Raw genomic sequence first — 7130 nt, forward strand, 5'->3', positions numbered from 1 at the left:
ACTAGATTGCCCGAGCGAGCGCTATGCCCGCAACCACAGCCAATAATGAAAAAAGATTATTGCAAATAAAATTTAGCGCAGCAAGTGCGTAATCACTTTGTTCAATCAGTACATAGGTTTCATAGCTGTAACTAGAAAAAGTTGTATAAGCACCACAAAACCCAACCGCTACAAAGGAGCGCCATCGAGGATCGACTTCCACTCGTTCTAAAGTCCAAGCAAGAAAAAAGCCTAAAATGAAGCTTCCAGTAAGATTAACAATGAAGGTTCCAAAAGGAATATCTGCTGATAAATATCTAACGGAAAAACGACTCACGAGATAACGTAAATTCGCACCCATGATCGCCCCGCAAGAGATCCAAAACACGTCATTCAAAGGTTCTTCCTTTTTCCAAATAGAGTATAATTGTCTAAAAAGATCATACATAAAAAGAGTAAACGAGTAAATTTAACCTTGAATTGCTTTAGGAATACACAAGAGGTTCATCTTGCTCTAACTGAATATGAAACTCCTCGCAATCTTTTAAAAAATCATTACTTGAAAAATAATTAAATTCTTTAATCCGCGCTAAAGCGATAGGATCGGAATTATTTAAACTTTCGCCTGGGTGACACATAAACAAAGTATTGTTCTTCGCGAAAAGCATCCAATTTCTGAATAATTCTCTATAGTTTGTATTGGGTGCAAAATCATAAATTCCTGAAAAATACTGATTATGTGGGATGTTTAATTTAATGCATTGTTTCGTTAAGGCCTTTCCTCCAGTAAATCGAAGCACTTTCGCTTTAAATCGATATTGGGGCAGATTAATAGCAGGCCAAGTGGAACGAATATAAGTCCCATAATTTCGCAATTCTTGAGTATAAAGATCTAACACCACTTTCCGTATCACAGGAAATTGATGAACATGCTGGTGGCCATCAATAAAATCAGGGGGTTGTTGCATGATTTTAGTAAATTGTTCCAATTGAGCTAAAAATTCTTTGGCAATGAACGATAGTTTCACTGAGCGCATATGTGTTTTTATTAACAATTCAGCTAAAGTAAAGCTCGATTGTCCCGGAATTGAGGTTAAATAACCTTCGGTTAGATTGAAATGTAAGCCAATTTTGATGTGCTTGCTTTTTTTTAAAGCAAGAAGTTGTTTTGCATAAGAAATAAAACCGGGCATATTCACCATGCAACTAACAGCAGACAACCGTCCCATGCTTATTAATTTAAGAATTCCTTCTGAAACCCCGGAGTCTAAGCCAAAATCATCTGCACACAAGGTTATGGTTTTCGAATGAATCATTGAAGGCCAATATTAATAACAAAGGCATATAATATATCATTTTCTCAATCAAGTTATAGCCTGGGTGCCAAGAAGTGAAACTCAAGTTGCGCATCGCTGCTGCACCCAAGTCCCATTACCATCCATGGCCAGATTTATTCTATGCGGTTTCAGATTGTACTTTAACGGTAAAAAAGCGGGCGCCCAAGATATTGATGCACAAACCGCCGATGACTAATAATCCGGCAGCAAGTTTCCATAACTGAAACGGTTCCCCAAGAACTAGAACTGAACTAAGGATAGCAACAATAGGAACCAATAAAGTAAATGGAGCAACTACTCCAACTGGATAACGGGCGATGAGCCAGTTCCAAACTCCATAACCTATCCAAGTGGATGCACATACAATGTAGGCTAATGACAGAGCACCTCGCCAACTTATATGTTCATAGGTATAAACCCAATTAGCAGGTCCCTCAACGATTAAAGAAAAGACAAACATCGGTAGACATGCAACAAAACTACCCCAGACAATAATTGCCATCATATTGTCATTCGTCCCTTTAATTTTCTTAGTAATTAGGTTCCCAAATCCCCAAGTGGCAGCAGCGGCAAGAATTAAAATAAAACCGGGCAAAGAGATTTCACTATCAAAATGCATGGCAACCAAGCCAATTCCAAGCGAAGCTACTAACGCGCCAATAATCTGCCCCATATTAGGTTGCTCACCTAAAAAAATCACAGCAAAAAACATACTAAAGAAAACCTGGGTTTGCATGAGTAAAGAGGCCATTCCAGCAGGCATACCGATGTTCATACCCATAAAGAGAAAAGAAAATTGCAAAGCAAACATAACAAAGCCATAAAGGACAATTACTCTGAATGAGCCTTGAGGAACTTTGATAAAAAATATAGCCGGAACACTTGCTAATAAAAAGCGGAGGGAACAGAGCAACAGCGGTGAAATTTCTTCCAGTCCAAAAGAAACAAAAAGAAAGTTTACCCCCCAAATTACCACAACTAAAAGAGCCAATAAAAGATGTGAAATAGGCATTGTTGAGTGATCCGACAAAAACCATATTTTAGCCTAAATGCGGTAATAAAGCTATTTGTTTAGTTTAATTTTTAATCACTTAAGTGATCAAAAAAAGTAAACTTTGGTTGCTAATAAAGTTAGACAGGGCAGGTATTATCACAAAATTAATTTCTATTTTTAATCCATCAGGTTAAACTGGATAACTTTTCGAAAGGAGTTTAAAAAAAACTTTTTAACTGCCATAGAGTGCCTAATTTTCAAGGTTCCGGTGCTTCACCTTAAGAGGTTTATGTAACTCCACTTTTTATAGTTTAAATGATGAAAGAAATTATTCTTGCTACCAGTAATCCTGGAAAAATTAAAGAATTGCGCGATTTATTAGCGCCTATTGATTGTACTCCACAAACCGATTTGGGAATTTCAGATGCGGTTGAAAATGGTTTAAGCTTTATTGAAAATGCACTTATCAAAGCGCGTCATGCTAGTCTACATGCAGGAAAACCTGCTTTAGCTGATGATTCAGGGCTAGTAGTGCCTGCATTAAACGGTGAACCAGGAATCTATTCCGCACGTTATGCAGGCGCCAATGCAACCGATGCGGAGAATATCCATTTGTTATTGGAAAAAATAGCCCATATTCCTTTACAACAGCGCGAAGCTTGGTTTTACTGTGCCATCGCAGTGGTACAACATGCAAAAGATCCTACTCCAATCATCGCAACCGGTCGATGTAAAGGAGTGATCCAGGACATTCCTCTGGGGGAAGGTGGATTTGGTTATGATCCCATATTTTATATTCCTGAGTTTGAATGCACGGTGGCTCAATTACCTGCTAAAATTAAAAATAATATCAGTCACCGCGCACACGCCTTAAAGCAATTGCGTGATCTACTTAAGAATTGATGATGGATACGGATGCACTCTTTGCACAAGCATATAAATTTCAATATGAAGGTCAACTGCCCCAAGCCATAAGCCTTTATGAACAAATATTGTCCCAGGAGCCCAAGCATCTAAATACCCTGCATTTTTTAGGACTCACTTATGCTCAACTAGGTGACATGGATAACGCAATTCTCTATCTGTTACAAGCGCTTTCCTTAAGTCCTGATAATGCCAGTCTGCTCAATAACCTAGCGAACGCTTACAAGAAATTACATCAGCTTGATAAAGCAACAGAGTATTATCAACAAGCCATAAAACTGCAGCCCGATTATGCCCAAGCTCATAATAATTTAGGGACAGTTTATGCTTTGCAAAATAATTATCCACAAGCATTATTACACTATACTCGAGCAGTTCATGCTGAACCTGATTTTAGTGCAGCTCATTTTAATTTGGGCTTATTGTTGTTGCAAAATAACCAATTGGATGCGGCTAAAATTCAATTTAATAATGTCGTTTCTTTAAATCCTTTTCATACGGAAGCACTGTTCTATCTCGGTGTTTTGCACCTCGAAAAAAATGCACTTGTCGAAGCAGAAAAAGCTTTTCAAAATGTTTTAGATCAAGATAGCAGGCAAATAGAGGCACTTTCCAACTTAGGCGTCATTGCTTTAAAAAGACAACAAAACCAACTGGCAATCGATTATTTCAGTAAAGCGTTAGCCCTGGACAACGAGAATATTGAAGCCCGTAATAATTTGGCAGCAACATTCATGCACCATGATCGTTTTGAAAATGCGCTCATGCATTATGATGTGTTGTTGCAAAAAGAACCTGATAATATTGAATACTTATATAATTCGGGCGTAGCGCAAATGGCTTTAGGTCATTTAAATGAAGCCGTTATTCTTTTTGACCATATACTCGACTTAGAACCCACCCATACCTCATCGCTGAATAATCTGGCCGCAATTTACATTAAGTTAGAACAAAGAGATAAAGCAAGAGAGTATCTAGAGCGTGCACTGGCGATTAATCCACAAGATACAATAAGTGCCCATATGTTTCACGCAATCACTGGGGATGAGCAAGCAAAAACTACTCCCGAATATGCCCATAATTTATTTAACAACTACGCGCTTTATTATGATCAACATATGAAAGGGACACTAAATTATTCCATCCCGCAACATGTGGCACGTGTAGTTCATCAACTCGAATTACCAATGAACACCCACACTTTAGATTTAGGTTGCGGCACGGGTTTAACCGGGATCGTTCTTCGAGATATAAGTAAACACTTAACCGGCGTTGATATCGCAGAAAAAATGTTGGCTCAGGCCAAAGAAAAAGAAATTTATGACAATTTGGTGAAAGCTGAAATCAACCAATTTCTAATACAAAATAAAGCATTTTATGATCTCATTGTCGCAGCCGATGTATTACCTTATTTTGGTGAACTTGACGGACTCTTTCATACTATTTACCACCATCTAAAACCCAAAGGCTATTTTATCTTTAGTACTGAGATCAGTTCGACTATCCCTTGGTCGCTTGAAACGAGTGCACGTTTCAGCCATCATCCTGACTATATTAAAAAACTAGCAGAACAAAATCAGTTTCGATTGCTCCTGCAGGAAAAAATTCCAGGACGAGTTCAAAATAAAAGTATTTTGGAGGTTATGCTCTATGTTTTAACAATTTGAGTACTCAAAGCAAGAAAATAAAATAGTAATATACTATATATAGGGGTTTAGGAAATGACTCTGTCAATATTATGATAGAGCAAGGAGCTTATATGTCAAAGCCCATTACAGGACATAAATTTATCGAGGCGCCGCAATTAACTTCCAGTGAACAGCGCGAGATTGATCGAAAAATTGAATTTGAAACAGCTAAATCCTTTCACAGCATGGTCAAGCTAGGTGCATTTGCCAATATCGTTGGTGCTTTTCTTTACGTTTTAGCGGTTTATAGTACAACTCGACCTGTATTAATTATTTCATGGTACTCTATTTTGGTGATTGCCAACTTGCTCAATGTCCTATGGGCTTTTCGTTTTGAATACAAGCATATAACTCGCGAAGAAATTCTTAAATGTCGGAAAGGATTCCTCTATCTTGTTATTTTAATCTGTCTGGTATGGAGCAGTATTGGTATTTTGTTTATGGATGATGGAATGGATCAACGAATGACCACCATCATCTTTTTGTCTGCTGTTCTAATTTGTTTTTCCTTCTCGACGGCAATTGATTTAACCATGGGTGTAACCAGTATTGTTTGTTTACTCACCCCTACCATTTTATATCATTTCTTCCTAATCATTGACTTATTTCATTCTGAGGCGAGTCATATTAGTATGTCGGTTACGGGCTCCTTTTTCGTGCTCGGGATATTTATGCTCGTGGCTTGCTTTGTAGGGAATAGAATCATTTTAAAAGTATTTCGTCTGGGTTATGAGAATGCTTTACTGAACCATAAGCTCGAAGATATGAATACTTTGTTAGAACAACGAGTTAAAGAACGCACCGAAGAATTAGAACAATCGCTTAAATTAGTAACCTATCAAGCCACACATGATTTATTAACCGATTTACCTAATGAACGTTTTCTCTTTGATCACATTCAGGATATAACGGAACGAGCGGTTAGAGAACACCAAAAATTTGCCATTGCTTGTTTTTCATTAAACAATATGATGAAAATTAATGATAGTATCGGTCATCAAGCATCCGCTACAATTATTCACCGCATCGCCCAACGTTTTGCCCAACTTGCAGAAAAGAATAAAAAATATTTCATTTCTCTATTACGCAAAGATGTATTTGTTATTTTAATCGATCCAATCATTGATTCGCTGGAAGCAGAAGACAGTGCTCAGGAATTATTTGTTGTATTAGAAAATCCAGTGTATGTTGCCCAACAAGAATTAAACTTAACAGCAAGTGTGGGTATCAGTATATTTCCGAATGATGGCCGCGATGTAGATACCTTGATTACGCACGCAGAAGCCGCACGAACATTAGCTACCGAGCGTGGAGGAAATAGCGTACGTATTTTCAATACCGTAATTACTGCCGATGCCTCCAGACAATTAAATATAGAAAATCAACTGTATCGTGCTATTGAAAATAACGAATTCATCTTAAATTACCAACCATTTATTGATTTAAGAACGGGAACAGTTTGTGGTGCCGAGGCTTTAATACGTTGGAAAAATCCTATATTAGGAATGCTCTCCCCATTGGAGTTTATCCCTTTAGCCGAGGCCAACGGTATGATTCTTCCGATTGGTGAATGGGTATTAAACGCCGCATGCCATCAATTGAAACAATGGCATGACAGCGGCTTTAAATTAGTTATGTCCGTTAATTTGTCAGCAAAACAGCTAGTCCAACAAGATCTGGTTGAGCGTATCGAGAAAATTTTAAATCAACTGCAGCTATCCCCCAAGTTTCTTGAACTTGAACTAACAGAGTCCAATGCATTTCAAAACGACGCCATCCCAATTATTAATAAATTTACCGAAATGGGGATCTCCCTAGCCATTGATGACTTCGGTACTGGTTATTCTGAATTTGGTAATCTTAAGCTCTTTAAAGTCAATAAAATAAAAATTGATAAGACCTTTATCCAAGATGTTGACGTCAGTATTGATAGTAGAAATATTGTAATAAACACCATTGCTTTGGCTCATCGAATGAATATTGATTGTCTGGCTGAAGGTGTAGAAACGTTAGAACAAATTAAATTTTTAAAAGAAAATGGTTGTTACATCATGCAAGGCTATTACTTTAGTAAGCCACTGGATGTCAAAGATTTTTCTGAATTTTTAAAAGCACACGCCACAAATACCTATGAAGCTTTGACTAATTGGTAAACATCTATCGACAGTGCAAAATGAGGCCAAACCTGGGCTCTCTTGGGTTGTAAAC

At 37.6% G+C, this 7130-nt stretch carries 6 protein-coding genes; 3 read left to right on the forward strand and 3 right to left on the reverse strand.

All coding sequences use genetic code 11. The features are described 5' to 3' along the window. Window position 1 precedes the first annotated feature (1 nt). From crcB to ACWTE2_RS12450, 3 genes are all read right to left on the reverse strand, one after another. Window positions 2-367: a fluoride efflux transporter CrcB gene (crcB, locus tag ACWTE2_RS12440; protein WP_255464402.1), complete on the reverse strand. Its 366-nt coding sequence runs from the start codon at window positions 365-367 to the stop codon at window positions 2-4. Window positions 368-464: 97 nt separating this feature from the next. Further along, window positions 465-1295, reverse strand: coding sequence for a ChbG/HpnK family deacetylase (locus ACWTE2_RS12445; RefSeq protein ID WP_454785590.1), 831 nt, complete (start codon window positions 1293-1295; stop codon window positions 465-467). A 139-nt stretch (window positions 1296-1434) separates the two neighbouring features. Continuing rightward, window positions 1435-2328 (reverse strand): EamA family transporter, encoded by an 894-nt coding sequence (locus ACWTE2_RS12450; RefSeq protein WP_454785591.1) that lies wholly within the window; start codon window positions 2326-2328, stop codon window positions 1435-1437. A gap of 300 nt (window positions 2329-2628) precedes the next feature. On the opposite strand from ACWTE2_RS12450, the gene rdgB reads away from it, so the two are divergent. The 3 genes from rdgB to ACWTE2_RS12465 all read left to right on the forward strand — a co-directional run bounded on the left by rdgB (window position 2629) and on the right by ACWTE2_RS12465 (window position 7075). Then, window positions 2629-3213: an RdgB/HAM1 family non-canonical purine NTP pyrophosphatase gene (rdgB, locus tag ACWTE2_RS12455; RefSeq protein WP_454785694.1), complete on the forward strand. Its 585-nt coding sequence runs from the start codon at window positions 2629-2631 to the stop codon at window positions 3211-3213. 2 nt (window positions 3214-3215) lie between these two features. Continuing rightward, on the forward strand, window positions 3216-4901 hold the full coding sequence (locus tag ACWTE2_RS12460; protein WP_454785695.1) for a tetratricopeptide repeat protein: 1686 nt from the start codon (window positions 3216-3218) through the stop codon (window positions 4899-4901). Window positions 4902-4993: 92 nt separating this feature from the next. Further along, entirely contained in the window at window positions 4994-7075 is a 2082-nt protein-coding gene (locus ACWTE2_RS12465; protein ID WP_454785592.1) for a putative bifunctional diguanylate cyclase/phosphodiesterase, read from the forward strand. Window positions 7076-7130 lie beyond the last annotated feature (55 nt).

The organism is Legionella nigrisilvae (assembly GCF_977063395.2).

Coding starts and splice junctions, on each gene's coding strand:
- ACWTE2_RS12450 (WP_454785591.1), bottom strand. CDS start 2,328: ATGCCTATTTCACATCTTTTATTGGCTCTTTTAGTTGTGGTAATTTGG.
- rdgB (WP_454785694.1), top strand. CDS start 2,629: ATGAAAGAAATTATTCTTGCTACCAGTAATCCTGGAAAAATTAAAGAA.
- ACWTE2_RS12445 (WP_454785590.1), bottom strand. CDS start 1,295: ATGATTCATTCGAAAACCATAACCTTGTGTGCAGATGATTTTGGCTTA.
- ACWTE2_RS12460 (WP_454785695.1), top strand. CDS start 3,216: ATGGATACGGATGCACTCTTTGCACAAGCATATAAATTTCAATATGAA.
- ACWTE2_RS12465 (WP_454785592.1), top strand. CDS start 4,994: ATGTCAAAGCCCATTACAGGACATAAATTTATCGAGGCGCCGCAATTA.